The 17,128-nt window shown below is 45.9% G+C and carries 12 protein-coding genes; 8 read left to right on the forward strand and 4 right to left on the reverse strand.

The features are described from left to right. Positions 1–48 precede the first annotated feature (48 nt). Together exeM and fkpA are read right to left on the reverse strand one after the other, a co-directional pair. Positions 49–2,661, reverse strand: coding sequence for an extracellular exonuclease ExeM (gene exeM / locus AC5YB3_RS07265; protein WP_494526859.1), 2,613 nt, complete (start codon positions 2,659–2,661; stop codon positions 49–51). A 619-nt stretch (positions 2,662–3,280) separates the two neighbouring features. Continuing rightward, positions 3,281–4,054, reverse strand: a complete 774-nt coding sequence (fkpA, locus tag AC5YB3_RS07270; RefSeq protein WP_006080412.1) for an FKBP-type peptidyl-prolyl cis-trans isomerase — start codon at positions 4,052–4,054, stop codon at positions 3,281–3,283. Positions 4,055–4,208: 154 nt separating this feature from the next. Here fkpA and AC5YB3_RS07275 point away from each other — a divergent pair, with 154 nt between their 5' ends. From AC5YB3_RS07275 to AC5YB3_RS07305, 7 genes are all read left to right on the forward strand, one after another. Beyond that, a complete protein-coding gene (locus tag AC5YB3_RS07275) occupies positions 4,209–5,159 on the forward strand; it encodes a WD40 repeat domain-containing protein (RefSeq protein ID WP_012090064.1) in 951 nt (316 codons plus the stop codon). Positions 5,160–5,168: 9 nt separating this feature from the next. Then, positions 5,169–5,381, forward strand: a complete 213-nt coding sequence (locus AC5YB3_RS07280) for a SlyX family protein (RefSeq protein WP_006080410.1) — start codon at positions 5,169–5,171, stop codon at positions 5,379–5,381. A 64-nt stretch (positions 5,382–5,445) separates the two neighbouring features. Continuing rightward, a complete protein-coding gene (gene def / locus AC5YB3_RS07285) occupies positions 5,446–6,003 on the forward strand; it encodes a peptide deformylase (RefSeq protein WP_494526860.1) in 558 nt (185 codons plus the stop codon). Then, positions 6,003–7,406, forward strand: coding sequence for a COG3014 family protein (locus tag AC5YB3_RS07290; RefSeq protein WP_494526861.1), 1,404 nt, complete (start codon positions 6,003–6,005; stop codon positions 7,404–7,406). The genes def and AC5YB3_RS07290 overlap by 1 nt, the downstream gene beginning before the upstream one ends. Before the next feature lie 69 nt (positions 7,407–7,475). Beyond that, entirely contained in the window at positions 7,476–8,069 is a 594-nt protein-coding gene (lpoB, locus tag AC5YB3_RS07295; RefSeq protein WP_006080406.1) for a penicillin-binding protein activator LpoB, read from the forward strand. Positions 8,070–8,323: 254 nt separating this feature from the next. Beyond that, positions 8,324–10,957: an aminopeptidase N gene (gene pepN, locus AC5YB3_RS07300; protein WP_014358096.1), complete on the forward strand. Its 2,634-nt coding sequence runs from the start codon at positions 8,324–8,326 to the stop codon at positions 10,955–10,957. A 480-nt stretch (positions 10,958–11,437) separates the two neighbouring features. Beyond that, complete coding sequence (locus AC5YB3_RS07305; RefSeq protein WP_494526862.1) at positions 11,438–13,330, forward strand: methyl-accepting chemotaxis protein; 1,893 nt, start codon at positions 11,438–11,440, stop codon at positions 13,328–13,330. Positions 13,331–13,467: 137 nt separating this feature from the next. On the opposite strand, the gene AC5YB3_RS07310 is transcribed toward AC5YB3_RS07305, so the two are convergent. Continuing rightward, positions 13,468–14,934: a GGDEF domain-containing protein gene (locus tag AC5YB3_RS07310; protein WP_259569324.1), complete on the reverse strand. Its 1,467-nt coding sequence runs from the start codon at positions 14,932–14,934 to the stop codon at positions 13,468–13,470. 294 nt (positions 14,935–15,228) lie between these two features. On the opposite strand from AC5YB3_RS07310, the gene AC5YB3_RS07315 reads away from it, so the two are divergent. Then, the gene (locus AC5YB3_RS07315; RefSeq protein WP_494526863.1) at positions 15,229–16,182 is read left to right on the forward strand and encodes a DUF72 domain-containing protein; all 954 of its coding nucleotides are present in this window, start codon (positions 15,229–15,231) and stop codon (positions 16,180–16,182) included. A 73-nt stretch (positions 16,183–16,255) separates the two neighbouring features. Here AC5YB3_RS07315 and AC5YB3_RS07320 read toward each other — a convergent pair whose 3' ends face one another. Continuing rightward, positions 16,256–17,104: an isocitrate lyase/PEP mutase family protein gene (locus AC5YB3_RS07320; protein ID WP_012197605.1), complete on the reverse strand. Its 849-nt coding sequence runs from the start codon at positions 17,102–17,104 to the stop codon at positions 16,256–16,258. Between the last annotated feature and the right edge of the window lie 24 nt (positions 17,105–17,128).

Below are 17,128 nucleotides of genomic sequence, written 5' to 3' on the forward strand. Positions count from 1 at the left end.
TTCAGTCTAGCTCACAAATAACACTTGTGAGTTCACCCGTTACACAGGTTAACGGCGACGACGTTGTAAACCAAACAAGGACATCAGTGCTAAACCTAAATAACCCAAAGCACCGCCATCATCTTTAGGCGTTGGATCAGGTTTTGGTGGCACTACTGGCGCTGGGTAGCTTAAGGCAACGATCACAGGATCGTGGTCCGATGCAGAGAACGCATTTTCAGATTTAGCCAGATCACCAGAGAACTTCTTACCGTATTCAAACAGGTTAGATTCCACTGAGTTGATGTGCCAATCTTCAATATCCACTAAACGTTTGGCTAAGCTAGCATTGGCTAAAGCGTGGTCTAAGTTGCCTAGCTCGCCGTTATAGCTGTAAGAGTAAGTGCCTGCACCGTGGGCTTTCGTGTTCAAGTTGATCAGGCCATAGCCTTTTTCAATCTTGCTGCCTTGGCGTTCAAATACTTTGCCATCGAGCGTCGTCCACGAAGCGGTCATGATGTCACGATCTGACTTGCTCGCATCAAAGTCGGTCAGCACACGGATAGGATCTTCCATGCCGTAGGCATTCATATCACCGATGATCAGTAAGTCGCCCTTCACGTCTTTTAGCGTTTCACCCAAGACTTTGGCAGCAGATACGCGGAAAGCATTACACTTGCCCTGTTGATCGGCAGGATCGACTGACTCTTCGAAGTTAGCCCAATCTTCTAAACAGCCTGAGCCTTTAGATTTCAGATGGTTAACGACTACGGTCAGCGACTCATCATGGATTTTAAAGGTTTGCGCTAAGCTGTGACGTTGGTAAGCATCGTTACCTGGGTTTGTCTCAGTTTTGCCATCTTTAGTACGAGTCACGCTGCCAGCACTGGCATGTTGCTCAGGAGTATCGATAGCTTGAGCAGCACCTGCTAAGGTCACTTTGCCGCCGCGGTATAACATGCCCACAGTGATAGCATCTGTGCCAAAATACTTGCCGTCATACTTGTCGGCGTCGGTGATTTCAACAAAGCTATAAGCGTTTTCAGGCGTTTGCTTCTCGTTCAGTGCATCGACTAAGTTTTTAATCGCACTCTTCTCACCAAAACCGTTGTTGGCAATTTCCATCAGACCGACGATATCGGCGTTCATGGCAGTAATAGCGCTAACGATTTTAGTACGTTGTAGCACCATTTCTTCCAGCGTTAGGGCGCCACGGTTATTACCTGATGGATTGGTATCACCACCATCAACATCGTTAAAGAAGTTCAACACGTTAAAACTAGCCACGCGCAAATCGCCCTTAGTGGCGACGCTTGGGGCATCAGTTCTATCATCACCACGGATAAAATCACCCGCAGTAATAGTGTTAGTTGCCACTAAACGATAAGCACCGTAGCTGTAACCAATCACGCCTTGCAGATTAGTCAGTTGGTCGCCCACACGGATGTAGCCCGTTTCCACATTGAAATCAGGGAAGTATGGAATTACACCGTCGGCAGGTTTGTAATCAGATTCGATAAAGAGTTGGTTTTCGAGGTTAGATTTAACTAACGCAGTCGCTTCAGCAGAAAGTGCGGGATAAAGCTGTGTCGACTTCATTAGCGGTTCTTTATAAGACACTAACATGTTGTTGCGACGGCCAGCGTAGTCATAGCTGAAGGTGCGGCTGATCTTAAGATCGCTGCCCGCATCTAAAGCCACATTCATGCCTTCATAACGCTCTAATGCTTGCGCTAAGGTTTCGCCATCGGCGACATAGAAAGGCGCGGCAACTGGAACTTCACCCTTAGCGCCGACTTCAAATTTCTTATCGGCTTTAATATCGATTTGAGTTAAGCCAAAGTATTCTTTCACTTTACCTTGTACACAAACTTCAACCCCAGGTTGAATCGCTTCAGGTACCGCTTCACCTAAGAATACAAACACACCATCAGAGGTATACGGTGAGTTATCACCTTTCACTTCTTGTAGATAAAAACCTTTAAACAAGCTTTCACCACGGGCAGTCACGACACCGCGCACTGTAACTTCAGCTTCAGACTCAAATGCACCTTCTGGAACGTAAGGGCTAGATTCACCCGCACCTTGTACTTGATAAATCGGCACTATTTTAGCGCCGCTGCAGCTAAAGAGCGGCACTTCTGGCTCTGCTGGGGCTTCTAGATAACCTAATCCTGAGAAGGTATCTTTAGGTAATTGTTCCCACTGGGCGGCATTAAATACCGTATTCGCCACTAACGCATCTAATTTACGTTTTAGGGTAACGTCTAATCCCCAACCCGTTGGTGTTGGTACATCGCCAATAATATCGACAACCGCATCATCTTTAACGAGTGCGACCGCATCACCACCATTAAAACTTAAACTGCCAGAGTAACTGTCAACACCTTGGTCAAGCGTGATCACAGCGCTAGAATTTAAAATGACTTTAGTCGTTTTAGGCGCAATGGATTGGCCATCTAATGCCACCATATCTGATGCAACAGTTGCCCCATCTTTATAACGAACCAGTTTATAACCCGCGAGATCAATTGCCGTATCGCCGCTGTTATACAGTTCAATTGCTTTATTGTTTGCGCTACCTTCAACATATTCGGTAATCATCACATCTGCGCTTGCCATCATAGGCAAAGCTGCTGCGACAGCTAAAGAAATCGCCGTTAACTTATTAACATTATCCATATCATCAACCCCATTATTATAATATTGCCGCTAACTTCTATTAACGTGCGGGCGGATTATTTCAGAGTTGAATGCTTAAAAAAAGAGGGCAAGATCGCACATTGCCAATGTAACACATTGATGAGTAAATGATTATGGACATGACACTGTTCACCTAGCAGAACAAGGTGATAATTCGAAAGTATTAGCCAAATAAAAACAAACAGTAAGAGTAATACACATATGCTCAGCCAAAGCACTAGCGCGAACAAATAATAACCAATATTTTAATGTGATATTTTGATGATATTATTCAGTATGTGATACCCAATAAAATATAAAGAACGCGGCGCTTTAACAGATGACCGATATCATTAAAACGTAATTTAGTCTTCATCATTTTGAAATAAATCCAACGCTAAAACGGACTGGATTTAATGATTAATCTCATCCATTGGCATATCCGATAGATATTGATGGTTGCTATACAAAACTAAACATGACTAAAGACTGCAAACCTTGTATAGCATGGCAATAAATTAAGCATTAAAACAATAATGTGATTTTTACAGACAAAAAAATACCGCCCATTTAGGAGCGGTATTCCACTTACTGAGTATTAAACGCGGCAGTTAATTCATTACTTTTTAGCTGCTGGTTCAGCGGCTGGCGTTGCAGACGCTTTCTCAACTGATTTCAATTCAACTTCAAAAACCAGTGTGGAATTTGGTGGAATAGTACCAGTGTCACGCTCGCCGTAGGCTAAGTTTGCAGGAATAACAAACTTGTACTTAGCGCCAACAGGCATTAATTGAACGCCTTCGGTCCAACCTGGGATCACGCGGTTCAGTGGGAACTTAGCCGTTTGACCACGTTTGTATGAACTGTCGAACTCAGTACCGTCGATTAACGTACCCACATAATCCACTTCTACAGTGTCTTCTGCGGCAGGTTTTTCGCCAGTACCTGGTGTTAATACTTCGTATTGCAAGCCAGACTCAGTTGTCACTACGCCAGACTTAGCCTTATTTTCTTCAAGGAATTTTTTACCGTCTTCGATGTTCTTAGCAGAAATCGCAGTAGCTTGTTCCTGACGTTTATCGTTTAACTTTTTATCTAGACCTTGAAGAATGGTTTGCATTTCTTCTTCGGTTAATTTTAATTGGTCATTCAGACCATTAGTGAAACCAGTGACGATCAGAGTGCGATCAACTGGTAGGCCTAATTCTTCTTGCTCTTTGATATGGCCAGACATGTAACGACCGATTGAAGCGCCTACACTATAAGCTTCTTTTTGAGCTTCTGTCGTTAATTCAACACTTGTACTCGCAGCAGCTGCTTTTTCTTCTTGATTACAAGCAGATAGGCCAATAACAGCCAATGCAACTAACGATAATTTATAAATCGATTTCATTAAAGCTTCCTCAGCATCCTCAAGCGGTTACAATAACCTAAGCGAGACAACTTTATACTAGTTATCTCGGTTATACCAACTAGATTCTTTATGGGTTAACAGTGATTAATGTCACTTGATCAAGTCTAAAGACAGCAACTTAGGGAGCAAGTTCATGAAGAAAAATCTACTGCTGGTAATTTGCACAATTTTTCTGACAGCTTGCCATCCTAAAGCGGAAGACATTAGCGTTCTCACCACGGAACCTAGCTATAGCGCGAGTCTGTCGAGCAATGGACAATTCGCCTTAGTCGCCACCCAAAGTAGTGGAGTCCAATGCTGGGACCTCAGTACTCATACACTTAAATACCAATGGATACATGGCGATATCAATACTGGCGTCACAGGTACGGCGATTTCGCCCAACGGGCTATTTGCTGCGTCGTTAAGCCGAGATTCAGTTGCCATGTGGAGAATAGCCGACGGAAAATCCCTAGGATGGTGGTCTTTGCCTTCATCCGGTGAAAGCGTGGCGGTAGCTGATAATGGCGCGCTACTCATTGGTTTAAATGATGGTTCAGTTATGTCGCTCAATGCAGCCCAAAGTGCCTTAATCAAATTTCTGGGACATAAAGATCGCGTCAATAGCGTGGCCCTCTCCGCGGATGGCCGTTTAGCATTAACGGGTTCGAATGATATGCAGGCGATTCTTTGGCAGGCGCAAACGGGTCAGCCGCTTCATACTTGGACCTTAGGCAGCCGTATCACTAAAGTGGCGCTTAACGACAGTGGCACACTAAGTTTTACCAATGGCAGCACAAATGAAGCCAAAATCTGGGATAACACTAGCGGTAAGCTGTTAAATCAGTTAGATATTACACGTCGGCAGATGAACTTTTCTGCTGTGAGGTTTATCAAACAAGACAGCCAGATATTAACGGGAACGCCGGCGCGGGAAGTCATATTGTGGCAACGCGATTCGGGTAAAGAAATCGAAAAATGGCAGGTTGCACTCACTAAAAACAGCCAAAATCGAGGAGCCGTTGTATACTCTGTGGCAATTAGAGATACCAATAAAGTCGTAAGTATCAGTAGCCAAGGCTTAGTTGAGACTTGGCAGCAATAGAGGTTAGTCATGCAAGGCGTACAAGCACAAATTGAAGATCTAGAAACCAAATTGGCTTTTCAAGAGCTCACAGTCGAAGAGTTAAATCAAGAAGTGATCAAATTGAATCGACTTGTGGCTCACCAGCAACACCAAATTCACATGTTAATTGGTAAGTTACAGGACATGGAACCGAGTAATATGGCGACTCAGGCTGAAGAAACGCCGCCGCCACATTACTAATACTGACGCTTTAAAATAAGACTTTGATTCAAAGACGGTTACCGCAAAATCTCCAGGGAATGCGATGTTTAAACATTTGATGCCAAAACAAACCCCGCCTTTATTACGCATAGCGTTAGTGGGTGAAGCTATCCTAGGGCAGAGTGCAATTGCAGTGCATCATTTCGATGCCGAGCTCGCGCACCTTGCAGAGCAAATGTCTGCCAGCATGGAAGCCGCCAAAGGCGTTGGCATCGCGGCGCCACAGGTTCACAGTCCCTTAGCTTTATTTATTATGGCTTCTCGACCTAATGAACGTTATCCCGACGCACCCAATATGGCGCCTGTAGTCGTGGTTAATCCACAAATCATTCATGCATCGAGTGACTTAGTCGGCGGCGAAGAAGGTTGCCTGTCCGTTCCCGACCAAAGATTTAACATACTAAGACATCAAGCCATTGAAGTGCGCTACCAGAATTTACAAGGCGAGTGGGAACAGGCCGAATTAACAGGCTTTATTGCGCGGATTTTTCAACACGAATTTGATCACCTACAAGGGATCACCTTACTCGAGCGCTCACGTATGCCTGAACAGGCTCAGTCGATTTCAGCCCAGTCCATCGAACAAGGTGAAGCGCAATAATGAAACTGTCTTTGGTTACACCTTTATCTCGCGTTTTTATCGCTCCCGCTTTGGCAATGGGGTTGGTGTTAAGTTTATCGGGCTGTGCCTACAACAGTATTTTCATTAATTACCCTTCACAGATTGAACCGCTCAAACAAGAGTTGAATAGTGCAACACCCTTGGCCGATATCGACAAACTTGCCAGCAATATCACTGGTAACGACGGCCTACTCTATGCTCAAGAAGCGGGCCGTATTGCTCAAGTCGCCGGCGATTTTGCGGCCAGTAAAAAGTACTATCAACAAGCGGTCGATGCTTACACCGCCTTTGATGATAAGGCCAAAGTCAGCGTCAGCGACATTAGTGCCACAGCCAGCAGCTTAGTGTTAAACGACAATGCGATTCCGTACCGTGGTCCTGGGTATGAACGCATCATGCTGCACCAATACCAAGCCCTTAACTATTTGTTTAGTGGCGATTACCAAGGCGCTTTAGTCGAAGTTCGTCGCAGTAACGAGTTACAAAGCAGCGAGCAAGAGCGCTATCAAAAATCGCAAAAGTCGGTGCAAGCCATGGCGAACGGGACTATCGATGCCGAGGTCAACAAACTAGGCCAAGCCGCAGGCACTGTGACGAGTTCTTTCTTAAACGCTTACAGCTATTACACCACTGGCGTATTACATGAAGTGCTGGGTGAGCCGAACGATGCCTATATCGATTATCGTAAAGCGGCACAAATCACCCCAAACAACACCTATTTACAACAAGATCTGGTGCGTCTCGCCAAACAACTTGGCATGCCACAATATGACGAATTTAAACGCCGTTGGGGCGATGCAAAGCTGCCTAACCCCAAAGATGGCCAAGTGATTTTGATGGTTGAACGCGGTTTTGTACCGGCCAAACAGGCCCTCACAGTGCCTTTTACCATCCATGGCAATTGGCAAACCGTGTCGCTAGCCACTTACATGCCAAACAATACTTTTGTGCCAGAGACGCAAGTGCAAGGTTTAGGTACAGTGCTGAAAACTGAACCTATTGCCAATATCGATGCCTTAGCCATCACAGCACTCAAGGAAGATCTGCCCGCAACCTTGGTTCGCCAAGTCGCAAGGGTCTATGCCAAATCCGAGATGGCCTATCAGGTTGAGAAGAGTGGCAGACCCGGAAACAATGCCGCCGATATTGGCAGTATTGCGATGCAGATTTTTAACGTAGTAACAGAGCAAGCGGATCGCCGTAGTTGGCTGACGCTGCCTAAACAAGCACAGATCGGACGGCGCTATTTAAGTGCGGGTGAGTACACTTTGCAGTTAGATAAAGCGCCACCGGCAAAAATTGACGTTGCAGCAGGCAAAACCACCTTAGTCTGGGCAATTGATACTGGTAATTACACCCGAATTTATTCAATAATCATTTAGCCTAGCGGTTGTGGTATTTGAATAAGACGAGTGTCATTAAGTTTATACAATCACAAAATGGAACTGACTATGAAACAATTTAAACTGATTTTTGTGCTGGCTGCCGTTATGGGTCTGGCTGCATGTCAATCTAAAGTCGAGTATGGCGATGCCACCGAAGTTGAAACCGTCAATGAGAATTTTGGCTCAACGGATCTACAAGCTATTGCAGCCAAGATGGTGGATAGCATGATGACTTTCCCTCCTATCGTGGCCATGACAGCCAATAGCCGTCCGATTTTATTTGTCGACAGCATCAAGAACAAAACCTCAGAGCACATTGATACTGAGTCTGTTACTGACTCTATCAGCAACAAACTATTGCGCTCAGGCAAGTTCCGTTTTATCGACATGACTAAAGTAGATTCAGTCCGTAAGCAATTGGATTACCAAAACAACACTGGCATGGTTGATCCATCAACCGCCATCAAATTTGGTCGTCAAATCGGCGCGCAATACATGTTATACGGCAATTTATCTAGCATAGTTAAGCAAGACGGTAGCACTAAAGATGTGTACTACAAGATGACAATGCGTTTAATGGATTTAGAAACAGGCCTGATCGAATGGTCTGATGAAAAAGAAATCCGTAAGATGAAGTCTAAGTCTTTCTTAGGCATGTAATTGTCTATTGGCGCTTACTACCGCCAAACAGAGATCCCAAGAAGCCAGCTTAAACGCTGGCTTTTTTTTACATTTTTAACATTGGTTATCCAAGGTAAATAAGGTAGTGTACTCGGCCAAAATACACTGCAATGATACTGGCTCAAATCGGCGCTGACGCGAGGGATCATTTGCCACTCAGGCAACCCCAAACTCCCGATATTGAAAGCAAATATCCAAGCAGAAAACAAAACAAATTGTTGAAGGATTCAGTTGTGAACTTGTTTAAAGCCAGTTTTGTTGCCCTTGCCTGCGGCGCATTGATGTCGTGTGCCACCCAAAGCACTCTTAATACGGGTCCACGTGACGCCAGTGCTTACATTAGCCAGTATCAGGCTGCGCTGCGCTCGCAGATCATTTCCGATGTTCGCTATGAATTGGATTTTCAGCTCACAGGGGAAGCCGAGTTTTCCGCCACCTCCAAAGTGACCTTTCAATTAAGTGAAATACCAAAACAACTGAGCTTAGATTTAAACAAGGCACAGATAAAACGCTTTATCATCAACGGCACCGCTGTATATCCAAACTATAATGGCGCTTACATTAGCTTAAATACGCGTCTGCTGACCTCGGGTGAAAACACGGTTGAAGTGCAGTTTACCCGCCCTCACAGCACCAACGGCGAAGGTTTGCACCGTTTTAAAGATCCGGTCGATGGCAAGGTCTACCTCTATTCGCATTTTGAACCCGCCGCCGCGCAGCAAATGTTTGCCGTATTCGACCAACCGGATATCAAAGCCAACTATCAGATTACGGTCACAGCGCCCAAAGATTGGCAAGTGATTAGCACTATGCGTGAAAGCCAAATCACTCCAGCGGGCGCTTACAATCGTTGGACCTTCCCTGATACGCCGAAACTCAGTCCGTATAATTTTTCTATGCACGCGGGCCCTTACCACATGTGGCAGGACAACTCGGGCCGCTATCCGATGCGCCTGTTCGCCCGTGAATCTGTGGCGAATCAAGTCACACCGCAGGATTGGTTTAACTATACCAAACAAGGGTTAACCTTCTTCGATAACTACTTTGGCATTCCATATCCCTTTAAGAAATATGATCAAATTCTGGTGCCTGATTTCCTCTATGGCGCCATGGAAAACGCGGGTGCGGTGACCTTTGCCGAAGATCATTTCCTCTATAAAGCAGCCATGACGGCAGATCAAAAACAAAGCCTAGCCGGCGTGATCATGCATGAAATGGCGCATCAATGGTTTGGCGATCTCGTGACCATGAAATGGTGGAATGGCCTGTGGCTCAATGAAAGCTTTGCCTCCTTTATGGGCACGCTTGCGACTCAGGAGGCGACCGAATTCACCAATGCTTGGCGCACTTTTTACGCCAAAGGCAAACAAAGAGCTTATGAGCAGGACAGCTTAGTCACTACGCATCCAATTGAAGTGCCAGTGGCAACAACCCAAAACGCCTTCGACAATATCGATGCGATCACTTATCAAAAAGGCGCATCGACACTGAAACAACTGCGCCACTTGCTGGGCGACATGGTGTTTCGCCGTGGAGTCAGCAATTATTTAAAACAATATAGTTATCAAAATGCCGAGTTAGATGATTTTATCAATAGCCTAGGCAAAGCCGCTGGTCGTGATTTAAGCGCATGGACTCAAGAATGGCTCTACAGCGCGGGCGTTAACACCATCAAGGCGGAATATCGCTGTGAAGGTAACCGTATCAGCGACTTTAGCTTGATACAGCTCCCTGCAAGCGCTGAGCTGCCAACATTACGCGAACAAAAAGTCCAAGTGGCACTCTTTACCCAAGGCCGCTTCGATTTGCGTCATGACGTCACAGTGCCAGTCACTTACAAGGGTGAGCGTACCGAAGTCAAACAACTGATTGGTGAGCGCTGTCCAGACTTAGTCTACCCAAACTTTGATGATTGGGGCTTTGTGAAAGTCGAGCTAGATGACAAATCCTTTAACACCGCAAAACAGCAGTTGAGTAATGTGTCAGATCCACTGCTGCGCTCTATGCTGTGGCAAAGTCTGTGGGACAGCGTTCGTGAAGGTAAATTGAGCTTAGATCAATACCTAAGCACAGTGTTTGTTAACGCGCCTGCTGAGACGGACTACACGATTGTTGGTCAGATCATCGATAGCATGTTGCGCTCGAAGCAGTATCTCGCACAAATCGCACCTATTCAGCAAAACTACGCTGAGAATGCAATCAAAGGCTTAAGCCAGATGAGCCTTAGAAAAGCGATGGAAAGCAAAGGCGATAATGACTTCCAACGTATTTGGTTCGATGCGTATGTCAGTTTAGCCAGCGACAGGGATTCATTGCGCCATTTAGCGCAACTCGTTGACGGTGAAACAAAAATTAAGGGGTTAACCTTAGATCAAGATTTACGCTGGGCGATTATCACCCAGCTCAATCGCTATGATTTCCCTAACGCGCAGCAACGTTTAACCAAAGAAGCGGCCAAGGATAATTCGGACTCAGGCGAAAAAGCTGCGCTTGCGGCGCAAGTGATCCGCCCAGAAGCGGCGGCCAAACGTCGCTGGTTAAGCAAGGTTCATCAAGACAGCCTGCCTTTCTCCAAGCAACGGATCATTATGGAAAATCTTTATCCTGCGGAGCAGAAACTATTGAGCGCGGCTACGGCGGAAGAACGTCTGGCGAGCTTGAGGGATATGGATAAAAAAGGCCCTGTGTTTATGCGTAACTACGCTCACAACTTGATTCCTACTGATTGTAACTACACTAGCATAGCGGCATTGGATAAAGTGCTTGATAGCCAAACTGGATTATCGAATCTCACTCGCCGCAATCTATTAGAAACCCGTCAAATGGAACAGCGCTGTGTACTGATCAAAAATAAAATGACCCAATGAGATTAAGGCCATTTTAGAATTAACAAGGAGCTTCTAGGAGCTCCTTTTTTATGTGCAGTAATAAATGAAGCCTAAGCACGAAGCAGAACAACAAGACTCCCCACAGAAACTTAGCCTTCAAATAAACAAGTTGTCATTCTGAATAATAACTCGTAAAACGGTAACATATTTAATTATATCGTTAGCGAGAACGAGTATATTTTAACGGTCTACTGACGATAAAGAATGATATTTGTCATTTGTAGAATATTATTCATCCCTCCTCGATTCAATCTTCTCAGTTTTATCGAGTAGCCATTAATAAAGAATGGCTCACTCAATCGTTATTAACATAGAAATCATGCGATTATAAAAATTTTAAATTATGGGAGTCACTTCTAAATTTATTACTATAATTCACTCATGGTTTAATGTTTTCCCCCTTGCTGCCGCTATACTAAAACAACGTTAGAGAGCTAACGGAATATAAAGGAATAGATTATGCGATCGACACTCAAAACACGGCTGCTGTTCAGCAGTCTTTCCGCTGTACTGATCACTATTGCTGTACTCGTAAGTATCTCTAGTTATTTCATTAGAAATAATGCGTTAGAAAACACTCAACATGAAATTGACCAACTGGCGAATACCTTTTCATCCGGAATTGGTCAGTGGATGCAAGACAGAAAAATGGCCATTACCAGCCTAAAACAAGCCATTGAAGCCGATCCGAGCACAAACGTTACCCCTCATTTGCTGCAAGCGCATACAGCGGTTGACTTTGGCCTCACCTATTATGGCGACGAGCAAGGCAACATGTATCGTCAAGATCCGTCTCTGAATACCGCGAATTATGATCCCCGCGTTCGCCCTTGGTATATGGACGCTAAAGCTGCCGGTAAAATGATCATGACAGCGCCCTACGTCAGCGCCACACTGAAAAAACAAGTTGTGACAATTGCAGAACCTGTAATGAGTTCGGGCCAGCTGATAGGCGTGGCAGCAGCGAACTTAACCATAGATCAATTGACCGATGCGGTGCAGCGCCTCGAAGTGCCGGGCGAAGGTTATACCTTGATGGTCGATAATGCAGGACTCATCATCAGTCATCCCAATAGCCAGCTCAATACCCAACAACTCACGAAAATTGATAGTGATTTTAGTAATAGCTGGTTATCACAGCGCACCAATGCCAATACCATGGAAGAACGCACCCTCGATGGCGCCACTAAGTTAGTTTATGTGGCGGCAATTCCCTCGACAGACTGGGCGCTGATTTTCGTGATGGATAAAAAAGAAATCATGTCACAGGCAACCGATCTTGCCTGGTGGATGTCGGCCGTAGGTGTCGCCCTATTAGTGCTATTTGGCTTGATTTTAATCGCGATTTTCAAAATCCAATTCAAAGATCTCGAACGCGTTGCCCAAGCACTCAATGATATCGCCGAAGGTGATGGCGACCTAACGGTACGCATTCATACTGCCAACAGTCACGATGAAATTGGTATGTTGGCATCGGGCTTTAACCGCTTTGTGGAACGTCTCCATGGCATGATTTCCCGTATGCACAAGATTGCAGGTCAATTGGAGCATCAAGCTCAAGGCAGCAGCGCTTCGGCCACAGACAACAGCCAACGCATTGAAGTCCAACAAGATGAAGTGACTATGGTCGCCACGGCTGTCACCGAAATGGCCAGTGCCACCGAAGAGATTGCCAGCAACGCCGAGCACACAGCACAAACGGCGCAAAATGCAGTCGGGCTTTCGAATCATGGCCACAAACAAGTCGCCCAGAGTCAGCAATCTATCCGTAATTTAGCCAGTGAAGTTGAAACTGCAGGGCGAATTATCGGTGAACTGAATGAGCACTCACAGAAGATCAACAGTATTCTGTTAACAATCAGTGGCATCGCCGAACAAACCAACTTACTCGCACTCAACGCGGCCATTGAAGCCGCGCGCGCGGGTGAACAGGGCCGCGGTTTTGCTGTGGTTGCCGATGAAGTTCGAGTACTGTCACAACGAACCCATTCATCGACCCAAGAAATTCAAGCGATGATCGAAACCCTCCAACAAACCGCCGGTAAAGCCGTTAAATCTATGACCCAGAGTCATGAAATGGCAGAAACCAGTGTGGCCGACGCCAATTCCGCCAGCGAAAGTCTGTTGCTGATCAGTAAAGCCATTAATGATATTTCAGATATGGCGAGCCAAATTGCCACGGCAGCTGAAGAGCAAACTTCAGTCACCAGCGAAATCAACCGCAATACGGAGTCGATTCGTGAAGTGTCGGAGAATCTGTCGATTGAGGCGCAAACCTCTATGGTGCAAGCGCAGGAACTCGCCCACTTAGCCGCGTCATTACAGCAGGAAGTGAATCGCTTCAAACTGTAGAGTCATCACGGACTCTATACCCTGATGCCGTAAAACCGCTACATACAATAATGCCCGCGAATGTCACTGACATTCGCGGGCATTTCTTTACACATTCCAGTAATTCAAACTCTTGCGCTTGAACGTCTCAATCAAACTCACACTATCTTAGTCGCCTTGTTTTCAAGGTTATTTAACTCAGTGTCTTCTAACTCAGTGCTCTTTAACTCAGGAGCCGCTGTCAAAGGATCTGCATGCAGGTTTCTTAGCCCTTGATAACCCATTTCAATGCGATTGCCCCCATTCTTCTTGGCCTTATACATGGCTGCATCCGCACAGGAAAGTAACTGTTTTTCGTCCGTGCCGTGCTCTGGATACAGGGCAATACCGATACTCGGTAAAATATGGATTTGCTGATCGGTAAGCTCAAAGGGTTGATTGAGCACTTGTAATATTTTTTGCGCAGCCAACAGGGTATTTTGTGCCGAATCAACGCGCTCAAGTAAGATGACAAACTCGTCGCCCCCGAAACGCGCTACGGTATCAGAGCCCCTTACACAGCTGACAATACGTTGTGCTGTCACTTGCAGCAATAAATCACCCACACTATGACCAAAGTTATCGTTCACCCACTTAAACTTATCTAAGTCTAAATAAAGTAAAGAGAAATAACTTGATTCCCTATGGGCTCGGGATAGTGCCTTTTGAAACCTGTCGTAAAAAAGCTCACGATTGGGCAACAGGGTTAGCTGATCATACAGCGCAATATGCTCTAATCGCGCAAGCATTTGTCGGCGTTCAATCGCAAAGGCAATTTGCGTAGAAACAAACTCCAATAGCTCACGGTCTTGGTGCGTATAAGAAGCCGAAGTAGGCAAGCTATGCATCATCAAGGCACCGATAACGCCTTTTTGCAGCTTTAGCGGCACACCCAGCCAACTTAAATTGCCATTACCCAGCTCTTCACGAATGGCTTGGGGATACTCAGATAAGGTCACGGGACACAGGAGTAAAGATTCTGCACTGTGGATCACTTGTTCGGTGAACAGGCTGAAACTTGCAATATCGACCAGTGAATTATCACCCGCAGCGGCTTTGTAAGGGAAACTGAGTTCATTTAAATCTTGATCGTACAATGCGATGGCAAAGTTTGCCGCGGGCAGCAATTTAGCAATGATTTCATGGATACGGCGATATAGGGCTAGCAAGTCCTCAGCGACATGCACAGCTTCAGAAATCTCATACAGTGCAGCTTGTCTGCGTTCGGCGTTTTTACTCTTAGAGATATCTCTGGCGACCGCGACGCGTTGTTGGTAAGCATCGGACCAGCGTGCGGACCACAAAATATCGACAATGACGCCGTCTTTACGCACATAACGGTTTTCGAAATCGACCTTATAGCGGCCAGTCATAATCTCATTGGCGGTTGCGAGTGTGCGCTCTCTATCCTCAGGAATAACAAGATCGAGCATCTGCATGCCAATCATTTCTTCTGGGGTATAGCCAAAAATGCGTTCTGCCCCGGCACTGACAAATTCAAACCGCCCAGCTTTATCGACGACGCAAATAGCATCCAAGAGAAGGTCGATAAAATTGCTTAGGGAAGTGTAGCCATCATTATTCACGCAGTTCTCCAATAAACGTCTGTCTTTGGCTAAGTCTTAAATTCGATCATAAGCATAAAAATAGTAATAACGCACTATTAGAGTAGGTTAATTTTCAATGTCATTCCAGAGTTGGCCAAGTTAAGTCCAGCTTTTACAGGATTAAATGCACAACAAAATCAAATACAATACCTCAAGCCATCAGCGGCTCGATTTGACTCTAGACTATTAGTATCGGCACAATGCCCCCAAACCCTAGCCTACATAAGGCTAGGGTTTGGGGGCAAATGTGAATAAAATTTAAGGAATTTATTTTTGGATGAGTTGCGTTCTGGGTTAGATAAACCCAGCCATTTTCGCCTTGGCCTAGCCATGTGGTCACACTCGAATTGGCAAGAGAGTGTTTATGGCCATGGGATTAAACAAGCGGAGCGACTCGCCCGTTACGCCACAATATTCAACACTGTCGAAGGTAATACCAGCTTCTACGCGACGCCTGCACTGCAAACCGTGATGAACTGGCACAGTGCCACGCCCGATGATTTTCGCTTTACTTTCAAGCTGCCGCAAACCATTACTCACCAAAGACTATTGCAACACTGCGGCCAAGAGTTGAAGGATTTCTTCCAAGTAATGGCGCCATTAATCGATAAAACGGGGATCTGGAAAATTCAACTTCCCGCCCATTTCGGCCCAGAAAACTTACCTGTGTTAGCGCAATTTCTCAATCAAGTCCCCCAAGGATTAACCTATGGCGTTGAAGTCAGGCATGCAGCGTTTTTTGCGAAGGGAGAAGCCGAGCGTGCACTTAATCGATTACTTATCGATAAAAAAGTGAATCGCATCATCATGGATAGCAGACCCTTGTTTGCCCTGCCGCCCAGCAACGCCGCCATTATCGACGCCCACAAGAAAAAACCGCGGGTGCCAGTGCATGCGATTGCCACCGCCAACAATCCTGTGGTGCGCTTTATCGGCCAACCAGACGATGCCGTAGCACAACTCGCGCAGCAAGGCGTAAGCGCTTTGCCTAAGGATAACGATGCCTTTTTTGATAATTGGCTCACCCAACTCCCGCTATGGCTCGCAGAAGGTCGAGAGCCCTATCTGTTTATTCATACTCCCGATAATGAAACCGCGCCTGAACTGGCCATCCGTCTCTATCAAACATTGCGCAGCCAAATTGCAGCGCACATTCAACTCGCCGAGCTAAGCCTACTTGAGAAGATACCTGAGGAGACAAGTACGCAGATGGGACTTGCTTGGTAAAAGGGCGCGAGGTAAAACGGACGTAAGAAGGAACCCACGGCAAGCTCGCCGTGGGTATAGATTAAAAACAGCTTTAACTCGGGATAAATAAGTTATTCATTCGTTCAAAATCAAGGGCAATGACTTTATATATGAAGCCATTATCAGCAGCAATAACCGCATCTTTTGGCTGTTGCTGAAACGGCTTTGCCTTAATTGAATTTAACAAAATTGGATTAAGCAAAGTGTCATAGGCTTGTAAAAATGAAACCGGACCGGTGGAAAAACGCTGCACACCTGCACCAAATAACTCGTCGATATCCATCTGCTCATTCAATAGCATAAAATTCAGTGGCATATCCACAGCGGCAGACAAGCGCTTGGCGGTCTCGACCTGATTAGCGCCAGGGATAAAGCCGCCATCAGCGCCCGCAGCCTGATATTGAGTTAACCTATCGATTGTCATAGCGACAGCGGCATCACCACTGGCTAAGCCCAGTAAATACACATCGGTTCGCGCATTAATAAATAATCCTTGGCAACGAGGATGGGCGCGAATAGCTTTAATTTTTGCCACCATCTCAGCAACACCTGCACTGCCATCCTCAATATTAATCCCTGCTACGCCAAGCTCAGCGAGCTGTGCAACAAAAGCAGCAACCTCATCGGGATCTTGGCTATAACCAGATTCAATATCTATCGTCACTGGCACTCGGCTCAGCCGTAGGATATTGTTCACTGCGTCCAATAAGGCCGCTTTAGGTAGCGCTTGGCCATCGGGATAACCGAGCGACCAAGCCAATGCCGCGCTACTGGTCGCAATCGCACGAGCGCCCGATGCTTGGATGATGGCCGCACTGGCGGCATCCCAAACATTGGTTAATATCAGCGGCTCTGATTGTTGGTGTAGTGCTTTGAAAAGTATTCTCAATTGCTCAGCCATCTTATGTCCTTGTTGGTGTTGAAA

The sequence above is a fragment of the Shewanella sp. 1311 genome, from assembly GCF_059338235.1.